Consider the following 23,900-nt stretch of genomic DNA (forward strand, 5'->3'; position numbering starts at 1 on the left):
AACCTACTTTGCTTTATTACTTGTTACAGATTCTGTTGGTATTTTAATACCCCAATAAACTTGACGTTGTGGTTCATTTAATGCTTCATTCACTTGGTTGGAGAGAATAGTTGTTCTTATTTCTTCATTATTAGTAAAACCATTTTTATCTACATTTTTAAACGGTTCTTGTCTTTGAAAATAATTAGCATTATCCAATAAAAAATTTCCAGCGTGTATTATTTCATGTCCTAGCCCTGCAGTTGGAGAATTTATTTTATCATCTTTGCTAAATTTACCACTTTGATATCTTGATATTAAGCCTTTTCTATTCGCATCGTTATCCTCAGAATTATTGAATAGAATTCCTTTTTTACTATTAAATGTAATTTTACCTATATCAATAGGATCTTTTGTATTCCAATGTTTATACTTTTCGTTATAAGATAGCCCCATATAAAATCTTGTAGTTTCACCTTCAACTACACTGAGAACTCTTTTGTCATCAATTATTTTTTGTAAGTAATTTGTATCTTTTTTCCCGTCTCCGTTTGTATCTAAATTTAATGCATCAGATGTATAAAGCTTATCTAAACCTGCAATTGCATTATCAAGAAATTCATTACCTGTTGTTTTCCTATTCTTAGAATATGAATAACTCCATTGTTTTTGTCTACCATCTTCTGTCTGGTAATAAATTATAATCTCTTTTCCATTGGGATCTTTAAAAAATATCGGATTATTAAAGGCATAATGGTAGGGACTGGCTTTAATATATCTTTCCGCCAGCGGATCCACCACACCCCAACGTCCAATATCCGGCATATAGAATCTTGCGCCATAATCATACATTCCGGTCTCTTGTAGCTCCTTGCCGTTGTACTTGTATTGATAGGGATTATAAAAATTATAAAACATCATGTTCTTATGCATCATTCCAAAGGGATAGTAATCGGTGACTTCCTCAATATCTCCCATTATAATTCCTGGCATACACGGCTGATCAGGAGGTGAATTATCACAATTTTTAATACCATCTCCCTTAACTATTCCATCTCCATCTGAATCACTATAATTTATCCTTACGTTACCTAAGTGATCAGTATAATTATAATAATATGTGGCTCTTAATGAATCGTAAAAACCTTCTGATGTCGGAATAAAGCTTAATTTCATTCCATTATTTGCTGCATTTCCATACGGATCTACCCAATATCTATATTGAAAACCATCTAAATAATTTGTCTCTAAACCATCAAAGAGCTTCTTTATTTTCACTCCATCCGCTCGATAAGTATAATTGGTTATCTCCGAATTCTGAGTGATCTGCTTTGGTAAATTTAGAAAATTATACTGAATTGATGAAATGCCTTTATCTACAAATGAGGTCATATTTCCATTTATGTCATATGCTATATCTGTTGGTGCAGCCTTGTAAGGATAACCATATGTTGTAGTAACGGCATCTGTTATTTTCTGCAAACGGTTGCTTGTATTGTTGTTTTCGTACTGATAGGAAAGATTATCAATGAGCATAGCGGTAGTTCCAAATCTATGAGCAGTTCTCTTCATAGTCTTTATATTCCCATTGAGATCATAGGTTACTTTTTCATAATATTCCCTGATTGATGGATTCATTGAGTTCTGATAAAATCCTGCTGATAAACGGCTGAGTCCATCATACACATATCCATATCTTTTGAGAGGATCATTTTCATTCCCAGTTCTCCAGTCAACTTCAGCAATATTCCCATTGTACCTTGGAAGAACCTGTAAACTTGGATCAGATGCATCAGGAGTTTGCAGACCTTCAACCTGATTATATTTTATCTTATATCCAAAAAGATCATTTCCCAAATTGTTAGGATCATTAATTCCCGTCATCCAGCCACGAATATTGTAAGTGTAATCAACATTTTGAAGCCCACTTCCTGAAATTTTCCCACCAACTTTCTTGGTTTTGAGCTGTGAGAGCTCGTTGTATTCGTTCTGAGCGAGATATTCAACAGGATTATTGTCAACCTGATGGGTATGGGTTTTTAGTCTGTTCTGATGATCATACGTAAAGTTTTCGGTAATTACTTTTTCGGTATCAGAATTAAGCCTTTTATGACGGGTAACGGCTTGTTTGGTTACCCCGGCAAAGTCAAGCTGAGATTCTGTTTTGGTGTAGCCTCCGAGGTGATTGATGGAGTGGGTGCCAATGGCTCTTCCTCTCTGGTCGTACCACGTATAGTTTTTTGTCCAGTTATCGTCTTCGATGTTTTTGACATACGAAGCGGTTGGAAGAGATTTGGTGCTGATATTGGAGTTCTGGGCATCTTGTGTCAAAACATTCTGACCTAAAATCTGTGTAGGAAGAGTTGGGCTTCCCTGTGGATAGGTGTCGTAATAGTTGATAGAAAATACTTTTTCCAGATAAGGGAACATTACATTGGAATAATAAATCTGCATTCCGTTCTTTGTAAAACCTGCTGTATCCCTGTTTTCTGTAATCACCAGATCTCCAATCATATTCTGCATTGGAGATCTCTCAGTAGTTCCTTCAACAAGGCCTGTGAGAATTACTCTTCCAAAACGATCATATTTGGTGAAAAGCCATTTTCCGGTAGGTCGCATTACTGCATCCTGGGTAAAGATCAGCCGGTCTGCTTTATCATACACCATATATTCCCAGCCTTTCCCGGGAAGCTTCTTTTCAACTAGACGGTTTCTGCCGTCATAACGATATTGATAGCAGAGATTGTTTAATATGTCATCAGGTATCTCATCATCGCTTCCTGCTCCATATTCATTATAAAAGCTAAAAGAGGCTTTTGGAGGGATAACCAATGCCAGTTGATTATATTCGTTATACACATAGTAGGTATCTGCATTTTCAGTTGCGCTTAAAACTTTTCTTACCAGTAAAACTTGCCCTTCACCGTTTTTAAATTCGATGGTTTTGTTGCCGTCTTCGTCGGTAACAGTATTTTTATATAACTGCCCATTTCCATAGTACAAGCTGCTTGCTGCTCTAACAGAAGTTTTTGTAGCATTATTTAACCAAGTGGTTGTTGGAACAAATTGCCCTACCTGATCATTGGTATTACTTGCATCATAAGTGAATTGTATAGGCTTATTGTTCCATGCATTTCCCACCTGCTTTTGCTGGAGTAACCGATCCAGTGGAGAATTTTCGAGGATTTTTTCTGAATAGATTTTCTCAGAACCATAGATCGCAGGGTTTGAAGCGTAATCCAACGGCGCAGTAAAAATGCTGCCGTTGGCTGTAAAAGTTTGCGGAACAGGAAGATAATCTCTCACCTGTCTTCCAAAGCCATCATATTCGATATGCGTAACAACATCCCTTCCCAGTGGTGATGCTTTTACATTCACCACCTGTTTTGGTCTTCCTAAACCATCGAAATACTGAACGGTTTCTGAGGTTTTAGGATTGGAAAGTGTAGGATCGGAGAGATAGGTCTTCGAATATACATAGTTTTCAGTATTGGTCAGCTGTGCCTGAAAAAAGCCTGACACGAGCAAAGCACTAATGGGAATTAATATTTTTTTCATTTGGGTTTTATGGTTTATAGTTGTATTTGAATTCTTTTAATACTTTACCGTTGATATCTACAATCTTCTCCAGTCTGTTGGCTGCATCGTATTTGTAGACTTCCCTGATTCCCGATGGCGGAGTGATGCTCGTGACGCCAATTAAAGGATCGTAGGTGTAAGTAGTAATAGGATATCTGTAGTTACTCTTTCTAAAATTATCAAGAGTGTTAATAAAATTTGATTCAGATGATGAATCAACATCCGATGTTGATTCAAGTATTATATTTGAAAAATCAACCAGACCGGTTGTCCCATCATAATCTATACCTTCAACCATAGCTATAACTTTCGTATTATTATATCCCCAAATCAAACTCACCGGTATTCCACCTTTCATTGTGTATTGCAACAAATTACCTTTCGAATCGTATCTATCATATGTAACTTCTGTTTCCATATTATTGATCGAAAAATTTCGGGACATGACAGATGAAGGTAAATAGTTTTGTAAGTTATCATACTTGGTTTCTACGTGGCTTATTAAAATATTTGAATTAACGGTTCCCTTGTAAGTCTCAATACTCAACGGTATTCCTGTCATACCCTTATTAACTAATCTGGTATTGTTTACATCAGCAGCATAATCATAGTCTGTCTCTATAATTTCACCATCACTTGTTGTTGCTTTACTAGTAGCTACTTCACCGGAGTTGGTATAAGTAAATTCTGTTTCTTTTATTAAAGTTTTATTACCAAAATATGAGATATCCGTAGTCTTCATAAGTCTTCTCTTTCCGGTAATTAAAGGGTTAAAAATAAAATGATATTTTGAAACTGGATCTTGATTAATAACAGTTGCTCCTGTATAAGATATACCGACTTCCCAATTTCCTCCACTACCACAACCTAATAATAAGGCTGGGTAAGTAGTATACGTCGGATCATAAGGGCCGGTTGATGTATTAACTATATAAAATTGTGGATATACTGCATAGGTGTTGGGTAGATTTGAGTAGAAATAGTTTGTTTTAAAAACTTTATTTTGATTCTGATCGTATTTTTCAACATATAAACCTTCACCATTTGTTGTAATATCTCTTTTAGGAAGCCCTTTATAAGAATATATAAAAGATAGATAATCTTCATTACTAAAACCATATTTTGTTGACCCCTTAGTTGTGCCATCAAATATATTTATGTCGGTTTCGGTAACTTCACTATATCCAAAAGGTTTATTTCCACCAGTTCCAAAATCGTTGGAATTCACAGACAGCTCGTTAAAAATTGATATTTGATATTCCATAAAACAGCCGCCATCCTGCATTGTCGGCTGAGATTTATATGTTGATGCTCTTACTACGCCAATTGGTTCAAATTTGTAGATAAGCTTACCATCCGAATAATTATACGCCTTATGAGATAATAAAGTATTATTCTCATAATTTTTAATAGATTTAATTCTTACACCATGACCATATGAAACCGACTTATCAATTGCTCCGTCATCATTATATTCAAAATCACAAGAAACTACGGCGAAATGGATTCCGTCATTGGCATTATACTGAATTCCGTTTTCAACATAAACATAATATTCTGTTGTAGGGTCACTATCAAATGGCAGAACATAATCTTCATTCCATTGTTGTTGATGAGTCTGCTCAAATACGCTGCCTGCCACATCAATTTTCCACTCTTTTAATAATACCTCGGGTTGGGAAGCTTTCCGTTTATACAATTTTATCTTGCACTTTACCATTTCCGAATATGGATAATGTGTCTGTGGATATACGGAGCCCATATATCCATCAAAAATGGTATTCTTAAACTTTATTGTAACAGTTTGTGAAGGCTTAAATACCTGACTGACTAAAAAATAATATCCCCCAGGAACTGTTGAAGCTCCACGATGAGTTATACTTTCTGATCTACGTATTGCGTCAACCTGACTCCTTGTTGGAATAAATTGATTGTTAAATGTATTTGATTCGTATTCAAATTCTGTTCTTGCCTTAGTAGGATAGGTTATTTTTTTTAAAATATTTGTTGGAACATATGACTGATTTACATATCTGGAAGTTGGAGAATATGGATATGTAACATTCATATTGTAATTTTTATACGGATTAGTATTAAGGTAGTCAAAATAATTTAAATCAGGCAGTAAAGAAAGGCTATTATTACCATTATTGTATCCGTAAAAATCTGAACTTGAAATTTTAGAGGGCATCACGTAAGATAAATCGTATTCAAACAGGTAGGGTGGAGTATTCTGAATTGCCACTCCTGAACTGTTATAATTTATTTCCTGAACAGAGTTTAATTTTAATCTCTTATGTCTGTAGCCTTCTTCGACTGTTTGGATTTGAATTGTTGGAAAATAATCGGTATTAAAAACAAAACTTTTTATCATCTTATTTGGAAATTTCGATTTTATATCAATAGAAGCTAATTTTTTTATTGGAACGGCTGAAGAGTTAGGTTTAATATCTTCTCTGTTAGCTAAATTAAAATCAATTTTTGTATCTTCTGTTTCGATAGAAACTAATGTTTTTTTATCGTTGATTGTTGCATTGTTACTTGTTGTAACCTGTTCACTTTGGGACAAATGAAAACTGGGGAAACGAGCTACTTGTGCAGGATACAACTGGTAGGTTTTTTCGTCTTGATATGTGAAATTAATTGTCTTTCCAGTAGTTAATGTAATTTTTGATATTTTAAAGGTAATCCCAATGTCTGTATAATCTGTTTGGTCTGTTCTTGATTTTTCAACAACATAAAAGAAAAATTTGTCCCCTTTATTTGTTGTTGCCAGCCAACCGTCAAAATTTCTGACAAACTTAACATCTTCATTACTTTCTATAAAAAGTATTTCATTAACATCTTCAGGGTTGTAAAAAAACTTACCTGAATATCCGTAAAAATTATAGGTAAAAATGTCTGGCTGCCCTTTTTTTGCTTTTAAATCAATAATTACATCATAAGCATCATCATTCGGTTGTGGTAAGATAGACGATAATCCATCATTTGTTTCTTGCCTGCCTTGTTGTAATCTATAAGATGGGGTCTCTGAATTAAGTGTTGCAAAATTATTCTTAAATGCATTGTACCCACTATTATTAGAAAATCCATCTCCTCCATAAGGATTGTCTTCTTTACCCCTGATTTCCTGCGTTATCGTTCCTTCAGGCATAAAGCTCCATCCTAATCCTACCCATGTAGCTTCATCCGCCACTTTTATACCTGAAGTATGATAGTTTAAGGCCAAGGGTATTTCAATGTTATCTACTTTAAGATTATACAAGGGAACTGATACGGAAGCTGTCCCAGTATAGTGTCCCACCGGAATGTCACCAAACCTTCCTAGAAGAGCGACTTCGGGAGAAGTTGGAACATTAGTTTTGCTTGGATTAAACTGACTTTGATTGCCAGAATTATTCTGACCAAATATTTTACTAATGTTTGCTAGTAATATTATTGATATTAAAATTTTTCTCATTTGTATTTATTTTTTTATAATTTTCGCACTCGCCGTTTTATTATCATTGGTTTTCACCACCACCAGATACGCTCCCTGAATGAGGTTCTGGGTGTTGATCCTGGTGATTTTGTTTTTAGTTTTCAGGCTTTGCAGCTGTCTTCCGCCCATGTCGTACACCGTAATGTCCGCTTCAGCTTTCCCATCACCCAGCTTCCAGCTTGCGGATTCCATTCCAATCTCCACATAACAGTAATCACTCACCGGATTCGGATAGATTCTGATGTCCTGCTTCTCAATCAGTTGGTCAATCTGACTGTCACCCAGCTTCACGATCTTCCAGTTTTCTTTGCCCAGTTCTTCAGCACTTGTTCCTGCCAAAACAATCGACCCGTCACGATTCAGTCTGAGGTCTGAAAGTCTTTCCTCTCTTTGTCTGCTTTCTCCTTTCACGTATTTCCGCCACTGCTCGTTGCCGTTCTGGTCGAGATAGAGCATCCAGAATGTTTCGTCATTGGCTTCCATTCTGCCTTCCGCCTGCGTATAACCGCCCAGCAAAATGCCTTTGGTTAAGTCTTTATTCTTTTCTCTTTCATCTTTTCTCTGAATCACGTTCATTCCCATCAACACATCACGGTTTCCGAAATTGTAAGACTTCTGCCAGAGTTCTTCGCCACTGCTGTTCAAAGAGATGAGCCATACATCTGTTCCTTCATCAATTCCTACAGTTTTATTGCCTGATCTTTCCGATCTGGAGCTTCCCCCGATAATGTACCCGGATGAAGTAAACGCCAGAGTGGTTAAATGATCATCACCTTTCCCTCCGAAATTCTTTTCCCATTCCACCCTTCCGTCTTTATTAAGCTTAATGATCCAGTAATCACCCTCTCCTTCGTTACCTGTGGACTTGGAGTAACGTTCTTCGGGATTCGAGGTTCCACTTGTACTCTGTATCCCGGAACTCTTACCAGAACCCGCATCCCGTACCTCGGAACTTCTGGAATACACTCCCAATAACGCCCCTCCGTCCGGAGTAGGAATCATTTTCTCTACTTCATCCAGTCCTTTTCCGCCTAAAATAATCTGTGAAATTTCTTTTCCGTTTTTGTCGAGCTTAATGACTGTTACATCTTTTGAACCGAAACCTTTGGGTGAATTTTTCACGCTTCCTGCCACCAGAAATCCGAAGTCCATGGTCTGGATAACAGCTTTTGCCTCCTCATCCTGAGCGGTTCCGATGGTTTTCTGCCAAAGCTCATCACCAAATTCGTTCAGTCTTATAACCCAAATGTCTGATCCGCCTTTGGAAGCGTCTTTCTTATCTAGTCCGGTCGTGGAAAATGAAGTTCCCACTACTGCAAAACCTCCGTCCTGCGTACTGATCGTTGACTGAATGTAATCGTGGTTGTTTCCGGCAAAATATTTTTCCCAAACCTGTTCGCCCTGCTGGTTGAGCTTTACCAAATGGAAATCGTAACCGTTGTTTTGCTTACTGCCTTCAGCTTGCAGCTTACTGCTTTGAATACTGCTTCCGGTAATAAGGTGCTGCTGATCAATGGTTGTGGTCACCTGCGAGAGAAAATCCTGGGTATTGGAAAGGATGTCTTTCTGCCATATTACTTCCTGAGCCTGCAATACAGCCATGGTGCATACAAGAAATGCACCCGAGTAGAGTTTTTTCATAGCTGCGTTTTTTTAATAGTTTATTTTTTAATTTTTCAAATATAAATGAATTTTTTGAATGTATAATTCACCATGTTTTAAAAAAATAAAATTCATGGTTTTTTTATTTATCTTCATATTGTATTAATATTTAATTTATTCCGGATGATAGTATTTCACGCAAAGATTTAATTCAAAACGTTTAATTTTAATATGCAAAGGCAATTAAATTGCATCGCAAAGCGTGAAAATACCGCTTCATCAATCAACTTGTTGAGTCAACTTTGCTCTTTAGATCTAATTATTTTATTAAAAAAAATTTACTGTTGGTTAGATTTTTTTCACGCAAAGATTTATTTTCAAAATGTTTAATTTTAAGATGCAAAGGCAATTAAATTGCATCGCAAAGCGTGAAATATCGCTTCATCAATAACTGTGATTCATCTTTGTTCCTTATATAAGATTATTTTGATTCAACTTTGCGTTAAATATGCGTCAAATATTCTTGTAATAAGTTTGTTGTTAATTTTTACGCAAAGATTTATTTTCAAAACGTTTTATTTTAAGATACAAAGGCAATTAAATTGCTTCGCAAAGCGTGAAAATATCGCTTCATCAATCAACCTGTTGATTCAACTTTGCTCCTTATATGTAAGGTTATTTTAATAAAACTTTGCGTTTAAATATGCGCAAATTTTTATGTAATAGTTTTTTTGTTATTTCTGCAAAGCTAAATCGCTAATGCGACAAAACTTGTCGTGTTATAAAATTAATATACAAGTAAACTGTTAAATCTAAAAAAAGGCAAATCAAATTTTAAAAGCAATTTTTTTTCCGAAAAGAAAAGGAGACGTATTATCATCTCCTTTAATTTCAATTTGAATTATTAAATCTTTAGTAAACAAACGGAATCAGCATTTTAGTTCTCTTTTTATACTTAATATATTCTTCACCAAATTTTTCTATAAGTGCCTTTTCTTCAATCTTAATACGATACAGAAAGGCAATAAATGTCGGGACAAAAGCAAGAAATAAAGAAATCCAGTTATTGAGGAAAATCCCAAGACCTAAAAAAGTAAGAAGCGCAAAAGTATAAGAAGGATGCCTGATGTATTTATAAAATCCTTCCTGCTTTATTTTATGATCTTCTTTGATAGAGACATCTACCGTAAAATATTTTCCCAAGGATCTGATAATGATCCAGCGAAAAAAAATTCCGGTCACAATAAAAAATTCACCAATGTATAACGTAAGATATTGATTTTTAATAGGAAAATAAGTGATTTTAGAAATCAAAACAGCACAAAAAACAGACGGTAAAATTACTATCCATAAAATATTGAGTGTGGACTGATCTTTTTTCTGATCTTTTTCTCCAGATTTCAGCATTTTTTTATAATACAGTTCGCTGAAAAGCCAGAGCGCAACAGATGCATAAAAAACAAGATAAAGTGCATTCATATTATTTATTTTTTTCCATTAATTCTCTTATTTTCTTTTCTTCCCAGTTTTTACCCAAGATAAATGCCGGCAGAAATACACTCAGACCATGAGCAGCAACACCAATTCCCCATAATGAAGGCAAAATGAGCAAATCCCATTCCCAAAATTTTGCTCCAGGTTTTGCTATAACAGCTTCAGAAACAATGCTAAAAATATTCACAAAAAAATATACCATAAGATGGATATAAAAGCCTTTAATTTTTTTTACTTTTTTTTCAGCTTCACGGTAGCGCATGCTGCGCTGTATATTATTTTCCATAACTGTTGTTTTCTTTTTCTAAAATTTCCCTGATTTTTCTTTCTTCCCAGTTTCTTCCGATGGAAAATACACTCAATCCGTGTGCTGCCACACCCATTCCCCATCCAAGCATGGGCCAGTAAAACCACAAATGCTGCGGTGTTGATATCATATTAATAATAACCAAAACCGGTATCACTACAATGTAGGAGATAAGATTACTGTAAAAAGATTTAATTTCTTTTACCCGTTTCAATGCTCTTTCGTAAACCACATCATCATCAGAAACAACACTATTGACAACATTTGGTTTCTCAATTAACACAGGAAGTTTTACTTTAAAATAATCATCAGATCTTTCTATAAAAACATTTCGGCTGGTAAGCAAAGCGTAACGCTGCACAATATTTGCCAAGCCGATTCCTGCACTTTCTTTAATCTGTTCACGGATCTGGAGGTTATTTTCGATACACAGACTCTCTCCTTCTGTAAAAATTTTAATTAAAAGAGGTTTTGAAGAAGTAGCAAGATTATGTTTAATACAATTCTCCAAAAGAAGTTGCAGAGAAAGCGGAACAACAAATTTCTTTATATCTTCTTTTTTAATATCAAAAATAAAATTCACACTGTCTTCAAATCTTGTTTTAAGCAATTCGCAATAGATTTTCGCAAATTCAATTTCGTCTTCTACCGTAACGAGTTCTTTATCCTTCTGCTCAAGGACATAGCGGTAAATCTTAGACATTGAAGCCGTAAATTTCTGTGCCTGAATGGGATTTTCATCTATCAGTGAGCTCAAAACATTCAAAGAATTAAACAAAAAGTGAGGATCAAGCTGATTTTTCAGGCTTTCAAACTGTGCATTGGCAGATTTTGCAATAAGCTTCTGCTCCACCACTTCTTTTTTGGAAGCTTTTTTGAGTTCTTCCATAAAGCCTTTCGCATGAAGAAATGCTGAAATCAATAAAGCAATATTGATGGTAAACCAATTGATAAAATTATATTTCCCAAGAAAGTATTCTTCCGTAGTGGCTGATTTCTGAAAAATGACAAAATTGATGTAGTTACAGAAATAAACCAGGATAATATTGGTAATTAAGATGGTAACAATACTGATGACCGCACGCTTTGTGGTAGCTTCAGACCACGGAAATTTCTTGTTGAGAAAATCATTGACAAGCCCGTTTCCGCCACCTAAAACAAATGAGTACATAGACGAAACAAGAATCGTCAGCAAAAAATTTTTAATGGTCTTTTCAGTCGTAAACAGAAAGAAAAAGAACATTGATGTTGCGAAAGAAACCCAGGCAAGAGTTATCAGATTTTTGCGTGTCATAAGGTATTGTGTATTCAAATTTAGGCAATAAACTGTTTTTGCCGTAATTTTTGTTATTTAGATACAGATTATTTTCCGGACTGGCTGATAAAATATTCGGCTTCAGATTGTCCCCAGTTAGGATCTAAAGAAGTTTTAGGCTTGAAAGATTTATACTTCTCCAGAGCAGACTTAAAAAGTTCCATTCCCTTGGATTTGCTTCCGCCATATTGTTCGGGAGTAAAATAAGTATCTTCAGCTTTAATCAAAACCACTCGCGGATTTGCAGGATCCAGCTGTTCTGCTTTTTTAAGTGCTTCTTCAGCTTTTGCTCCGAATGTCATGTATCTTTCCATAGGATTGACCATCATCTTGAGCGAATAAATCATTTTTTGAAGCAAGTGAATTTCAGAATTGCTTTTTTCTACAGATTCTGCTGCATCTACATACTTCTGAGCCTGATCTGCCGCCTCATCCAAATTCTGCATTTTTCCTTCTCTCATCAAAACCCTTCCTTTCTGAATGTAAGAAAACGCAGTATAATAATTGGGCTGCCATTTTCCTTTTTCTTTGTCGGCAATTCTCTGAAAATCGTTGGCAAGAGCCTGGAAGTCTTCCGGAGTTTTGCATATTTCCAGTTTGCTGATCTTTTCAGTCATTATTTTTTCGTAATTGGATTGAGCATAAGATACTAAACTCATACAAACTAAAGCAAAGCTTAAAAGATATTTTTTCATGATTTCTAAATTTTTAAAATTATTGTTATTAAAGATTATTATTGATTGCATCCTGTGTTCTGTCGACTCCGAAGCTGATAAAAGCTCCAACAAAAACAAAGGTATTTACAGGTGGAACCACCGCAGAACTCTGCATTCCGTTTCTGGAAAAATTATACCCGTAAATGTTTTTATTTCCTAAAATATTGGAAATACTTAACACAAGTACAACAAATGACTTCGCATCTTTTTTTCCTAAATTCGGAAGATAATTAAAACTAAAATTAAGTGAACTGAAATCTTTCAGCCTTCCTTCATTCCTGATGATATTTTCCCCGTTTTGCGAAACAATATCGTAGAAAGGTCTTCCTTTAGCATAAGTATAAGAAAGATTGGTTCCGAATTTCAGCTCAGGGAAAAATCTTTTAGCAACTGCGGAAATAGTGTGTTCTGAGGCAAAATTGGGTCTTAAACTAAAAGGATAATTTAAAAAATCTCTTTTAGAATCCAGAAAAGAATAGCTTATCCAGTAATCAATATTCTGAAAGGTCTTTTTGTCTCTCCAGAAAAATTCAAGACCTTTGGCAAAACCATTTCCGTTATTATTTATGGCTGTCTGCACAGGCGGAGACTGGCTGTTTATTTCGCTGATATTTAAAACTTTAACTAAATCGTCATACTTTTTATAAAAAGCTTCCAGCCTCAAACTTCTCCCTTCAGAAGCTCTCTGAATCTGAAAAATATAATGCTGTGACTGCTGAAAATCTAACTTCACCGGCGAATTGATGTAACGGCTTTCCGGATTCTGGTAAAACAATCCGTAAGCGAAAGAGGCTGTCCATTCTTTTGCTAATCTGTAAGCCAAAGCAAAACGCGGAGCCACATTAAACCGGTTCAGAAAAGAAGAATGTTCCGAGCGAACGCCGATTTTAGCAGAAAAATGATTGCTGAATCCCAAATCCGTTTCCACGAAAGCAGAAGAGATCAAATCTTTGTAATTTTTATTAAAATCTGTAACGGTAAGTTCTTCACTGGTATTATTCAACTCAAAACCTCCTCTCAATGCACTGATTTTATTCAGTTTTCTTTCTAAAACGGTTTTAAAGTTAAAGTAATTCCCATGATTCAAAACCTGAGTATTTCCTGATTCTATTTCCTGCTTTTCGGTTGAGAAATTAAGATCAGACTCGTTAAAAGAATAAGAAGTTCCTATATTCAAAAGGTATTTTCCGAATTTTTGTCTGAAAGAAAGATTGTGATACATATTTTCTCCTTTCAGTTTCACCAGAGCAAAATCGTATTCCGGTTCCAGACTTTCTGTTTTTACACCCATTCTGTCGGTACTATACATTCCGTAATATTTGAAAAAACCTCCGGATTTAGTTTTAAATCTGAAATTTGCATCTCCGTTAAAACCTTGCGGTCCGTCTGTAAAATCAGTATTAAAATTAAAAATTTTACGCATTGGTGTCAGCAAAGAATATCCCGCACTCGCTCCGTAAGAATGATTTTTATCTTCGCCTAATCTCTGAAAGCCTGCATTTAAAAATATCGGAGAAACGCCAATGTCATAAGAGCTTTGATCCGGAAGATCTACGCTTTCCAGCATCAGAACACCAGAAAGAGCCTGCCCGTATAACGCTGAATAGCCGCCGCTGGAAAAAATATTTCCTTTGAAAAGAGAAGTGTTGAAGCGGTCTCGTCCTGCAATTCCCGGAACAGAATTAGAAAAATAATTGTTGATAAGACTTCCGTCCATAAAGATTTTGGCTTCGGTACCGGTTCCGCCACGGATAAAAAGACCTTCCGTTTCGCCTACTTTCTGCACACCCGGAAGATACGTGAGCGCAGAAGAAACCTGCCCGTCTGCTCCGGCAATCGTATAAATATCTATGGGTGTAAGTAAAGCTGTAGCACGTTTTTTATCGCTGGCTTCTATAGCTCCTGCGGAAATTACCACTGCTTCAATTTCACTCACCTGTTCTTTAATTTCGCTATTTACGGTTATGTTTTCATTTCCTATCAAAATATTTTTCTCTACTTCAATATATTTAGGATGCGAAAATGTAAGAACCTGATTTCCTTTCTCGGTTGTTTCAAAAGAAAAAATGCCGTCTTTGTCTGTTGTGGCACCGTCATAAGTATCTTTCAGTGTAACATTTACTTCACTGATTCCCTTATTTTTAAAGGTAACTTTCCCTGAAATTTTAATCTGAGAAAAAGAAAAAGTAAAGCTGAGCATCAAAAGAAAGCCAACCACTTTCTGAAATATCGTTTTCATGTCTGTTTTAATTTTCCGTAAAATTATCTCTAAAACTTTACAGAAAAATATTTTTCTGACTGAACGGTAGTTTTTGAATACTGAGTTGTATTTCTTATTTGATTTGCGTTTCTATAAAATAAAAAACCACCAATTTTCGTTGATGGCTTGTAAAATTTTATTGTTTTGATTTCATGTCGGCAATAATATTCATCGCTTCCTGAAGGTAAGAATCTTTCTGGAGATTTTTAATCCATATTTCCGATTTCTTCTTAAAGACCTCATCTTTCTTCTCTCTTTCAATTTCCGCAGGATACATTGCAAACTTCAATCCGTTATTGAATTTAGAAAGCTTTTTGAACTTCTCAATCTGTGCTTTTCTCTGCTTCATCAGTTCATTAAACTTGTTAATATTCAAAGTTATTGTTTCTTCTTTATTAAGCTGCTCTCTCCATTGGGCAGATTCCAGAAGCAATTGATAATTAGGATTTTTTGCCATTCTTTCGCTGCTTGCTTTTTCTAAAGCCTTCACATCAAGATTATTCATTCTCTGGAAGTTAGCACTCGGAATTTTATCCCAAGCTAAAGCAAAATCATCATATCTTTCTCCGATTTCCGCAAAAGTGAAGAAATCTTTCATCTGAATATCCGACACAATTCCTTTTCTTTGGTTTGATTCTCCTGTCACTCTGTAGAACTTCTGAATCGTTAGTTTTAAAGATCCGAAATCATCTTCAGTATTTAGAAATCTGTTAAGATCAACAAAAGTCTGCACCGTACCTTTCCCAAATGACTGTGGAGATCCTACTACAATTGCTCTTCCATAGTCCTGCATTGCCCCTGCTAAAATTTCCGAAGCAGAAGCGGAAAGCTCGTTTTGCATAATTACCAACGGACCATTCCAGATTGGAGATTCCTGCTTATTTTTCAAAGTCTGAATTTTTCCGTTTCCGTCTTTTACCTGAACGTAAGGACCTGCATTCATAAACAATCCCATAATATCACCCACTTCGGTTAAAGAACCTCCGCCATTATTTCTCAGATCAAGAACGATTCCTTCAATTCCCTGCGCTTTCAGTTTGATGATTTCATTTTTAATGTCATCAGAAGCATTTCTGCCTTTTTCATCCTCAAAATCGGCATTGAAGCTTGGAAGATTGATGAATCCGTACTTTTTGCCATTCGGTGAATTTACGATAATGCTTTTCGCAAACGTATCTTCAATGGCAACTTCCTCGCGAATCATGGTTACATCTCTGATCGTACCATCTTTTTTCTGAACCGTTAAAGTTACCGGAGTTCCTTTTTCACCTCTGATCAGTCTCACCGCTTCATCAGAAAGCATTCCTACTACATTTACAGCATCTTCTTTTGGTTTAGATTTCACTTTCAGAATTTTATCCCCTTCAGAAAGCTGTTTAGATTTCCAGGCAGGAGCACCGATTGTTAATGCGCCCAAATAAAGATTTCCTTTTTTCTCCTGAATTAAAGCACCGATTCCGATCACTTTTCCTTTAAACTGGGTATCAAAATCTTCTTTATCTTTTGGAGAATAATAATTGGTGTGCGGATCAAAAACTTCTGTATAAGCATTCATATAGACCGTAAACCAATCCATTTTCTTTCTTTTTTTGAATCTTGTAAAAGTTTCCTTTACCAGATCCTTTACCTCATCTGTTGCTTTTGTCAGTTTTTGCTGAGGCGTAAGAATTTCAAGTTTTATCGTGTCTTTCAGCTTAAATTTCTGTACAGAATCTTTTTTCTCTTTTTGGGTTTCCTCTTTGCTGTTCATCGACTCAATTTCCTGAAGAATATTGTATTTGATGAATTTTTTCCACTCGTTATACTGTTCCTGTTTGTTTGCAGGAGTTTTTTTAAGTTTAGGCTCAAGAATCAGTGTTTCATCTTCTTCAAGATTGATTGGTTTCGTAAAAATATCCTGCGTCATCTTATCAATTTCATCTACTCTTTGGTACAATCTATCAATAGTCAGTTTGTAAAATGTAAGGTCTCCCTGATTGATGTAATCATCCAGCTTGGTTTCATGCTTAGCAAATTCATCCATATCAGACTGAAGAAAATATCTTTTTGCAGGATCTGCCAATTCAAAATAATGCTTATAAACATCTTTAGAATAAGCATCGTTGATGGGTTTTGGGCTGTAATGTAAGTAAGAAAGAGTATTTTTAACACTCACCATGATCGTCTGCATCTTTTCATCATCATTTTGAGGTGAATTGAAACAAAACATAAGACTTGTCAATGGTATGAGGAGTAAAAATTTATTCAGTTTAAAATTTTTCCACATAAATCTATAATATATTTTATTAATTTTTTAGAATTGTTTTTAATTAGTATTGATAATTAAATTTCCGTTACAAACTATCAAAATTAATACCTTCTTTAGAATTATCAATTAGTTTTAAGTATTTTTGTTAAAATTAAATTTTTTATATGGAAAAACCACTTATTCTGGTAACAAATGACGACGGAATTACAGCTCCGGGTATCAGAAATCTTGTAGAATTTATGAATGAGATAGGAGAAGTGATTGTGGTGGCTCCCAATTCTCCTCAAAGCGGAAAAGGTCATGCAATTACCATCAATTCTACTTTAAGCTATGAAGAAGTACATTTGGACGGACCTCAACGGGATTTTTCCTGCAGTGGAACTCCGGTAGACTGTGTGAAAATGGCTTTGGATAAAATTCTTCCGAGAAGACCGGATATTGTAGTATCAGGAATCAACCACGGAGCTAATTCTTCCATCAACGTTATTTACTCGGGAACAATGTCTGCTGCTGTGGAAGGCGGTGTAGAAGGACTTCCTTCGATTGGCTTTTCTTTGTTGGATTTCAGCTGGGAAGCAGATTTCACACAGGCTAAAGAATACATCCAGGGAATTGTAAAAAAGGTGATTGATAACCCAATGCCAAAAGGTGTTGTGCTGAATGTCAACATCCCGAAACTTACGAAAGAAGAAATAAAAGGCGTAAAAATCTGCAAACAGGCGAATGCAAAGTGGGAAGAAAGCTTTGATGAGCGCATCAATCCGCATGGAAAAAAATATTACTGGCTTACAGGATATTTCAACAATATGGATGAATCTGAAGATGCAGATGAAACAGCATTGGCAAACGGATATATTTCTATTGTTCCTGTGAAATTTGACCTTACTGCGTACGAATACATGAATGAATTGAATGAAATTATGAAGTTTAATTAAAACTCTTTGATCTCTTTTTAAGACAGATTTCTGCAAATCTTAATGCAGAAATCTGTCTTTTATTTTTTATTTTTCTCTTCAATCCAGCGGCTCATGTATTTGGTTGAGTTTAACTGATGATGCTGAAGAATGATTCCCAGAAAATTTCCTGTTCGATGATTTTGAAGGTTTTCCTTGATGTCTGCAATTTTTTCCCAAAATTGGTCAACGTAAAGCTGTTTATCAAAAACTTGTTTCAAAATCTCCTCTGCATTTTTGTTTGCCTGATTCCAGACTGTTTCATTTTGATATAGCTCAACAGCTTTATTGATAAAATTTTCGTCAGAATCTTTAATAAATCCGTTCCAGGGAAGATTTTTATGCATCGCTTCTGCTCCAACCGAACTGGTAACATTCGGCAAGCTAAATTTCATGCTTTCCCAGAGTTTTCCTTTCAAGCCCGCACCAAAAGGAATGGGAGCGAGTAAAACACGGTATTGTCTGAAAACAGACTCTGCAGACTCTGCCCTTCCTTTCACGATAAAACCTTCATTCTCATTATTCAGCTGAAAAACTTTTTCTGTCGCATAAGCTCCGTAAATATGAAGTTCCGCATCCGGAATTTGCTTACGAATTGATTTCCAGATTGTTTTCAGCTTAATAACAGTCTGCCAATTGGGTTCATGTAAAAAATTTCCGATACTTACGAAATGTTCGCGCTCTGAAAAAGAAGGCTTATTTTCTTGCTTTTCTTCTGTCAGAAACGGAATATAAAAGAGAATCTCAGGATTAATTTTGAATTTTTTTATCAGCAAATTCATTTCGAATTCAGAGATGATTAACGATAAATCACACCGCAAAATGGAAGCAATTTCTCTTTTAAAAATTTCATTGATGAAATCCTGATCGTTTACTTCTCTCTTTTCAGCAAAAGCTTTTCTGCGTGCTTCCCTCAAGAAATGAAGGTCTTCCGTATCAAGAATTTTAATCGCATCCGGACAATTTTCAGAAATACGCCAACCTAACTGTTCTTCGGTAACATATCGGTCAAAAAGAACAATATCAGGATTCAGAACTTTAATTTTTTCGTCAAAACTTTTGCTGTTGATTTCAATTTTTTCAACATCAATTTTCTCCGAAAACTCAATATTGTTAGCCGATGTAAGAAAAGTGACTTTGTAATTTTTTTTACTGAACAATTCAATAAGCTGCATCATTCTTTGACCAGCTGCCGTAGAAGCAGGCTCAGGAATAACGAGACCGATAATAACGAGATGTTTCACAAATGCAAAATTAGGACTAAATTTTCCAAATCATTGATTAAAGTAGTCTGCATTTATAGCTAAAATAAAACCCTGTCATCTTTTCGCAATTCTTCCAGGTATTTGATTTTATCATCACGATAAAACAAATTCATTGTCTCAAAAGGAATAAGTTTTAAATTTTTGCTGACAATGTGTACGCATGATTTTTTCACAGCCCGCACGTCAAAATCGTGTGCATCCATAAAATTCATAATAATAATTCTGAATAAATTATCATAATCAAGATTCGGAGCCGAAACTTCAGGAAGACAGCATAATAGCTGATTGACTTTAGGTTTTACTTTATCAACCGAAATACCCGTACTGAAAATATCTAAAAGCTGCATCTGCAATCCGGTATCCTGTTCGTAGACGATTGTATTTTTGGTTTCATTATTCAGCAAATCGGCGGGATTGATGTATCTGGTTAAAGGAATTGTCTCGCCTTCCAGTTTTAAAATATATCCCATTGCCAAAGCATCCGGGTTACATGGGACCGGAATCAGATCATCTGAGTTCAAAAGCGGAAACTGGTTTAAAATTTCTTGTCTTACTTCCGTTAAAGTAATTTTTTCATGTGCCGAATCTTCTCTGTTCCGCCCTGCAATTTCGACAGGCTGAAAAGTAATTCCGCGAACACATTTTTGTTTTAAGGCAAACTCAATAATTTTTCCGATTTCATCAACATTTTTTCCTTTTTGCAGAACAATAACGAGCGTCGTAGAAAGATTTAATTCATTTAATTTTTCTAAAGCTTTCATTCTTACATCCGTTAAGTCTTTACCCCTGAAGTCTTCTAAAACCTCCGGCTTGAAGGAATCAAACTGCAGATAAACTTCAAATTCCGGAGCATAGGATGCTAATTTTTCGGCAAAGCCGGGATCATTGGCAATTCTTACGCCATTGGTATTCAGCATTAAATGTTTGATCGGTTTCGTTTTCGCAATATCCATTATTTTGAAAAATTCAGGATGAATTGTAGGTTCTCCTCCACTGATCTGAACAACATCCGGTTCACCTTCATTTTTTACAATAATATCAAACATTGCTTCAATTTCCTGTAAGCTTCTATGACTTCCGTAATGCGGAGAAGACATGGCATAGCAAGTCGGACAAGTGAGATTACAGCGATCTGTCACTTCCACGATAGAAAGGCAGCTATGCTGCTCATGATCAACACATAAACCACAATCGTAAGGACAGCCATACTCTACATCGGTTCCGAAATGAACAGGTGTTTCTGATGCTTTATTATAGTTTCGTATGTTTTTATAGTATTGAACGTCAGAAGCAATTTTAGTTTTAAAAAAGCCATGATCGGGACATCTTTTGGTCATGAAAACCGATTCATCCTCAATGATAATTTTTGCTCCTACCCTTTTCAGGCATTCCGGACAAAGACTTATCGTATAATCGTAATAGGTATAGTTTCTTACTGGCATATTTTATATTTACATTCCACCACAAATAAAACCACTGATCAACCCGCCAATAAGCATCGATATCAAAACGGTTCTCCAGAACTGTCCGCTGGTAAATTTATTTTCGTTATTCCATTCATAAATCACTTTTGTAATAGCGGCAATCACCAGAGAAACTACAAAAAGTATAACCAAAATAAGCCCTATAATCATTACAAGAAAAGCTTCAAGACCACCAACTTCAAGGATTGTTAAATTTTTCATGATGTGATATTTTCAGGTGAAGTTAAAGAATTTATTTTTCTCAGTTTCAAGAAATAATAAAAAATGACACAAAGACAGGTAATCTGAATTGTTCCTAAATTTCCGACAATTTCTATTTTCGGTTTTATAAAATCCAGCATAAACCTAAAGCTGAAATAACTCAACATAAATATCTGAAAAACAAAACCTGACGGATATATTTTTTTATCCTGAATAGTTTTTAAAATAATCCATAAGACTATAAGAAAAGTAATTTCGTAAAGCGCAACAGGATGCCGAAGATATTCATCTCCTAAATGCATTCCGAAAATAAAATCTGTAGGAATTCCATACGTTTCTTCGTGAATTCCTGTCAGAAAACATCCGATTCTACCAATAATCATTGCGAGGATTAATGGAAAAACAATCAGATCTCCTGTGCTTTCTTTATGACCGACAATTTTTTTTGCCCATTCTACACCGATTAAACCAAAAGCCAGTCCGCCGACGATGGTATTGTTTGTCCAGAATCTTTTAAAATCAAAATCATTAAAAAATACATACGGATTTTCTAAATTCCCTATAAGCTTTGAACCCAATAATGCTCCTGCCGTAGCTCCGATTAAAACCGCAGCAGAGATGTTGAATGACAGTTTTTCTTTTGATTTCCGTTTTAAATAAAAATAATACCGCATTCCGATGAAAACCCCAATCGTTTCAAGAACAGGATGTGCAAGGATTGTATGACCAAAAATCTGAAAAGTAACAGGAAAATCCATGAAATCAAAAATAGGATATTTCAAAAGATGATGACACCAATTATAAGAATTAAATTCTAAATCACTCATAAATATTCTATAAAATCCTCTCCTTTCGATGTTTCTAAAAATCTTTTCCATACTTTTATTTAAAATATCTTCCAAATTATGAGAATAGAATATGATATAAAGCTGGGCTTTAAAGATGTAATGTTTCGTCCTAAACGTTCAACCTTAAAATCGCGCTCCGAGGTTAACTTAGAAAGAGAATTCACATTCCTCCACACTCAGAAAAAATGGAAAGGCACTCCTATTATCGCAGCCAATATGGATACGGTAGGAACTTTCGAAATGGCAGTTGAACTCGCAAAAGACAAAATAATTACTGCTGTACACAAACATTACTCTGTAACAGAATGGGCTGATTTCCTGCAGGATAAGAATGATGAAATCTATCAGTACATCGCATTGAGCACCGGAACCGGAACAGCAGATGAAGAAAAAATAAAAACCATTCTCACGCAACATCCAAAAATTGAGTTTCTCTGCATAGATGTCGCCAATGGTTATTCTGAGCATTTCGTACAGTTTGTGAAGAAAGCCAGACAGAATTTTCCTGATAAGATTATCATTGCAGGGAATGTAGTAACAGGCGAAATGGTAGAAGAGTTACTTTTAGTTGGTGCCGATATTATTAAAGTCGGAATCGGCCCAGGTTCGGTCTGTACGACAAGAGTAAAAACCGGTGTTGGTTATCCTCAACTTTCAGCCATTATAGAATGTTCTGATGCCGCTCACGGATTGAAAGGGCACATTATTGCAGACGGAGGATGTAAAGTTCCGGGAGATGTGGCAAAAGCTTTTGGCGGAGGTGCAGATTTTGTGATGCTCGGCGGAATGTTTGCCGGTCACGATGAAAGCGGTGGTGAAATGGTGGAAGAAAACGGAAAAAAATATAAGCTCTTCTACGGAATGAGTTCTAAAACAGCAATGGATAAACATTCCGGAGGTGTGGCAGAATACAGAGCTTCCGAAGGAAAAACGGTGAAAGTAGAATATAAAGGTCCGGTTGCGGAAACGGTAAAAGATATTTTAGGCGGCGTACGTTCTACCTGTACTTATGTTGGTGCTTCCACACTGAAGGAATTGTCAAAAAGAACTACTTTTATACGAGTTCAGGAACAGGAAAACCAGGTCTTTAAGGATTAATTTCATCTAAGTGTAATTGATATAAATATCAATCCTCATTAATAAAGAATTCTTTTATTCTAAATTAATGAGGGTTTTATTTTTATTTATTTCCCATTTTTTTTCATTAAAAATTTTTAATAAACAATGAAAAATTTTAATTGTTAGCTTTCATAACATCATATATTTCATATTAACACAATAATAAACATTTATAGATGCGTATTATGCTTGTAGATTTTTATCTACAAACAGCTTATTATCAGCAAATTAATTAAAATTTAATTTAACTTTGCTGAATTAAAGGCTATTCCAATCAACAATTTTATCTCACATATTGATAATTTGATATTAAACCCAATTTTTTCACAAAGAAAATATTGGAAAATTTTATTGTTGCCTTTTTTGTTATTTTATGTGAAATCTTATTCACAAGAAAACGACAGTTTGAGCGAACGCTCTTCTAATACAATTTTTTTGAAGGGAGAAGCAGCAATTTACTCATCTGATGATAATTTTAATTATCAGATTGCTGAAAGATCTATTGTAATCAAAGGTAATTCGATACAATACACAAAAAACTCAGGGAAATCATTAATAATAATTGCCAGTTCTTCTGACTATGTAAGCACAAGTAGGGATTTAAAAAACAATAAAAAAAATTTAGTTAAGAGAATTAAAAATGATGATATAAAATCAAAAAAAATAATTGATGAATACCAATCAAAACTAAAGTATCATATCATCAGAAAATTTGAAAATCACCACTCAGAAGAAAGATTTTCAAATCTAAAAAATCAAACATTATATTATTTACTTCCTGAATCTGGTTTGAAGAAAAAAATAAAAAAAGCTTGTTTAAGTTTTTTAACTTTCTTCTCTTATTTGTCATGTTTGTTTTTGCTTGTGCTGTTATCCGATTGGTACAACAAACAATTCATAGATTATCATTATTCAAGAGTTTTTAATATAAGACCGCCTCCATCTTTGTTGAGTTTTATCAAATTCTAATCTATTAATTAGTTGAATACTCGTTTTTATTCAACGAATATATGGTATTTGATAAACAATGGGTTTGATAAGTATATTTG

At 35.0% G+C, this 23,900-nt stretch carries 16 protein-coding genes; 3 read left to right on the forward strand and 13 right to left on the reverse strand.

Annotated features, from left to right (window positions below; all coding sequences use genetic code 11):
* Nucleotides 1-3 precede the first annotated feature (3 nt).
* From FNE73_RS01415 to FNE73_RS01455, 9 genes are all read right to left on the reverse strand, one after another.
* A complete protein-coding gene (locus FNE73_RS01415; protein WP_143883005.1) occupies nucleotides 4-3,537 on the reverse strand; it encodes a DUF6443 domain-containing protein in 3,534 nt (1,177 codons plus the stop codon).
* Nucleotides 3,538-3,544: 7 nt separating this feature from the next.
* Nucleotides 3,545-7,018, reverse strand: coding sequence for an RHS repeat domain-containing protein (locus FNE73_RS01420; protein ID WP_143883006.1), 3,474 nt, complete (start codon nucleotides 7,016-7,018; stop codon nucleotides 3,545-3,547).
* A gap of 6 nt (nucleotides 7,019-7,024) precedes the next feature.
* Nucleotides 7,025-8,680, reverse strand: coding sequence for a T9SS type A sorting domain-containing protein (locus FNE73_RS01425; protein ID WP_143883007.1), 1,656 nt, complete (start codon nucleotides 8,678-8,680; stop codon nucleotides 7,025-7,027).
* An 873-nt stretch (nucleotides 8,681-9,553) separates the two neighbouring features.
* The gene (locus FNE73_RS01430) at nucleotides 9,554-10,120 is read right to left on the reverse strand and encodes a methyltransferase family protein (protein ID WP_185147265.1); all 567 of its coding nucleotides are present in this window, start codon (nucleotides 10,118-10,120) and stop codon (nucleotides 9,554-9,556) included.
* A 1-nt stretch (nucleotide 10,121) separates the two neighbouring features.
* On the reverse strand, nucleotides 10,122-10,421 hold the full coding sequence (locus FNE73_RS01435; protein WP_143883008.1) for a 2TM domain-containing protein: 300 nt from the start codon (nucleotides 10,419-10,421) through the stop codon (nucleotides 10,122-10,124).
* Complete coding sequence (locus FNE73_RS01440; RefSeq protein ID WP_143883009.1) at nucleotides 10,411-11,736, reverse strand: 2TM domain-containing protein; 1,326 nt, start codon at nucleotides 11,734-11,736, stop codon at nucleotides 10,411-10,413. The genes FNE73_RS01435 and FNE73_RS01440 overlap by 11 nt, the downstream gene beginning before the upstream one ends.
* A 68-nt stretch (nucleotides 11,737-11,804) precedes the next feature.
* Nucleotides 11,805-12,452, reverse strand: a complete 648-nt coding sequence (locus FNE73_RS01445) for a hypothetical protein (protein ID WP_143883010.1) — start codon at nucleotides 12,450-12,452, stop codon at nucleotides 11,805-11,807.
* Between the two features lie 28 nt (nucleotides 12,453-12,480).
* The gene (locus FNE73_RS01450) at nucleotides 12,481-14,712 is read right to left on the reverse strand and encodes a TonB-dependent receptor (RefSeq protein ID WP_143883011.1); all 2,232 of its coding nucleotides are present in this window, start codon (nucleotides 14,710-14,712) and stop codon (nucleotides 12,481-12,483) included.
* 157 nt (nucleotides 14,713-14,869) lie between these two features.
* A complete protein-coding gene (locus FNE73_RS01455) occupies nucleotides 14,870-16,999 on the reverse strand; it encodes a carboxy terminal-processing peptidase (RefSeq protein ID WP_143883012.1) in 2,130 nt (709 codons plus the stop codon).
* Between the two features lie 146 nt (nucleotides 17,000-17,145).
* Here FNE73_RS01455 and surE point away from each other — a divergent pair, with 146 nt between their 5' ends.
* Nucleotides 17,146-17,916 carry a 5'/3'-nucleotidase SurE gene (gene surE / locus FNE73_RS01460; RefSeq protein ID WP_143883013.1) on the forward strand — a complete coding sequence of 257 codons (771 nt, stop codon included), beginning with the start codon at nucleotides 17,146-17,148 and terminating at the stop codon, nucleotides 17,914-17,916.
* Between the two features lie 59 nt (nucleotides 17,917-17,975).
* On the opposite strand, the gene FNE73_RS01465 is transcribed toward surE, so the two are convergent.
* From FNE73_RS01465 to FNE73_RS01480, 4 genes are read right to left on the reverse strand one after another with little or no spacing between them, the layout of a single operon-like run.
* Complete coding sequence (locus tag FNE73_RS01465; RefSeq protein ID WP_143883014.1) at nucleotides 17,976-19,178, reverse strand: glycosyltransferase; 1,203 nt, start codon at nucleotides 19,176-19,178, stop codon at nucleotides 17,976-17,978.
* A 59-nt stretch (nucleotides 19,179-19,237) separates the two neighbouring features.
* A complete protein-coding gene (locus FNE73_RS01470) occupies nucleotides 19,238-20,641 on the reverse strand; it encodes a radical SAM protein (protein ID WP_143883015.1) in 1,404 nt (467 codons plus the stop codon).
* Between the two features lie 9 nt (nucleotides 20,642-20,650).
* Complete coding sequence (locus FNE73_RS01475; RefSeq protein ID WP_228429827.1) at nucleotides 20,651-20,884, reverse strand: hypothetical protein; 234 nt, start codon at nucleotides 20,882-20,884, stop codon at nucleotides 20,651-20,653.
* Nucleotides 20,881-21,762, reverse strand: a complete 882-nt coding sequence (locus FNE73_RS01480; protein ID WP_228429829.1) for a prolipoprotein diacylglyceryl transferase — start codon at nucleotides 21,760-21,762, stop codon at nucleotides 20,881-20,883. Before FNE73_RS01480 ends, FNE73_RS01475 begins: the two co-directional genes overlap by 4 nt.
* A gap of 27 nt (nucleotides 21,763-21,789) precedes the next feature.
* On the opposite strand from FNE73_RS01480, the gene FNE73_RS01485 reads away from it, so the two are divergent.
* Both FNE73_RS01485 and FNE73_RS01490 read left to right on the forward strand, forming a co-directional pair.
* Nucleotides 21,790-22,830 (forward strand): GMP reductase, encoded by a 1,041-nt coding sequence (locus FNE73_RS01485; RefSeq protein WP_143883017.1) that lies wholly within the window; start codon nucleotides 21,790-21,792, stop codon nucleotides 22,828-22,830.
* A 426-nt stretch (nucleotides 22,831-23,256) separates the two neighbouring features.
* Nucleotides 23,257-23,820, forward strand: coding sequence for a hypothetical protein (locus FNE73_RS01490; protein ID WP_143883018.1), 564 nt, complete (start codon nucleotides 23,257-23,259; stop codon nucleotides 23,818-23,820).
* Nucleotides 23,821-23,900 lie beyond the last annotated feature (80 nt).

The organism is Chryseobacterium binzhouense, from assembly GCF_007474545.1.
In the GTDB taxonomy this organism is placed as follows: Bacteria; Bacteroidota; Bacteroidia; order Flavobacteriales; family Weeksellaceae; genus Chryseobacterium; species Chryseobacterium binzhouense.

Bases quoted from the DNA above. Each gene is read 5' to 3' on its own strand.
- FNE73_RS01415 (WP_143883005.1), bottom strand. From the start codon at position 3,537: ATGAAAAAAATATTAATTCCCATTAGTGCTTTGCTCGTGTCAGGCTTT.
- FNE73_RS01420 (WP_143883006.1), bottom strand. From the start codon at position 7,018: ATGAGAAAAATTTTAATATCAATAATATTACTAGCAAACATTAGTAAA.
- FNE73_RS01425 (WP_143883007.1), bottom strand. From the start codon at position 8,680: ATGAAAAAACTCTACTCGGGTGCATTTCTTGTATGCACCATGGCTGTA.
- FNE73_RS01430 (WP_185147265.1), bottom strand. From the start codon at position 10,120: ATGAATGCACTTTATCTTGTTTTTTATGCATCTGTTGCGCTCTGGCTT.
- FNE73_RS01435 (WP_143883008.1), bottom strand. From the start codon at position 10,421: ATGGAAAATAATATACAGCGCAGCATGCGCTACCGTGAAGCTGAAAAA.
- FNE73_RS01440 (WP_143883009.1), bottom strand. From the start codon at position 11,736: ATGACACGCAAAAATCTGATAACTCTTGCCTGGGTTTCTTTCGCAACA.
- FNE73_RS01445 (WP_143883010.1), bottom strand. From the start codon at position 12,452: ATGAAAAAATATCTTTTAAGCTTTGCTTTAGTTTGTATGAGTTTAGTA.
- FNE73_RS01450 (WP_143883011.1), bottom strand. From the start codon at position 14,712: ATGAAAACGATATTTCAGAAAGTGGTTGGCTTTCTTTTGATGCTCAGC.
- FNE73_RS01455 (WP_143883012.1), bottom strand. From the start codon at position 16,999: ATGTGGAAAAATTTTAAACTGAATAAATTTTTACTCCTCATACCATTG.
- surE (WP_143883013.1), top strand. From the start codon at position 17,146: ATGGAAAAACCACTTATTCTGGTAACAAATGACGACGGAATTACAGCT.
- FNE73_RS01470 (WP_143883015.1), bottom strand. From the start codon at position 20,641: ATGCCAGTAAGAAACTATACCTATTACGATTATACGATAAGTCTTTGT.
- FNE73_RS01475 (WP_228429827.1), bottom strand. From the start codon at position 20,884: ATGAAAAATTTAACAATCCTTGAAGTTGGTGGTCTTGAAGCTTTTCTT.
- FNE73_RS01480 (WP_228429829.1), bottom strand. From the start codon at position 21,762: ATGGAAAAGATTTTTAGAAACATCGAAAGGAGAGGATTTTATAGAATA.
- FNE73_RS01485 (WP_143883017.1), top strand. From the start codon at position 21,790: ATGAGAATAGAATATGATATAAAGCTGGGCTTTAAAGATGTAATGTTT.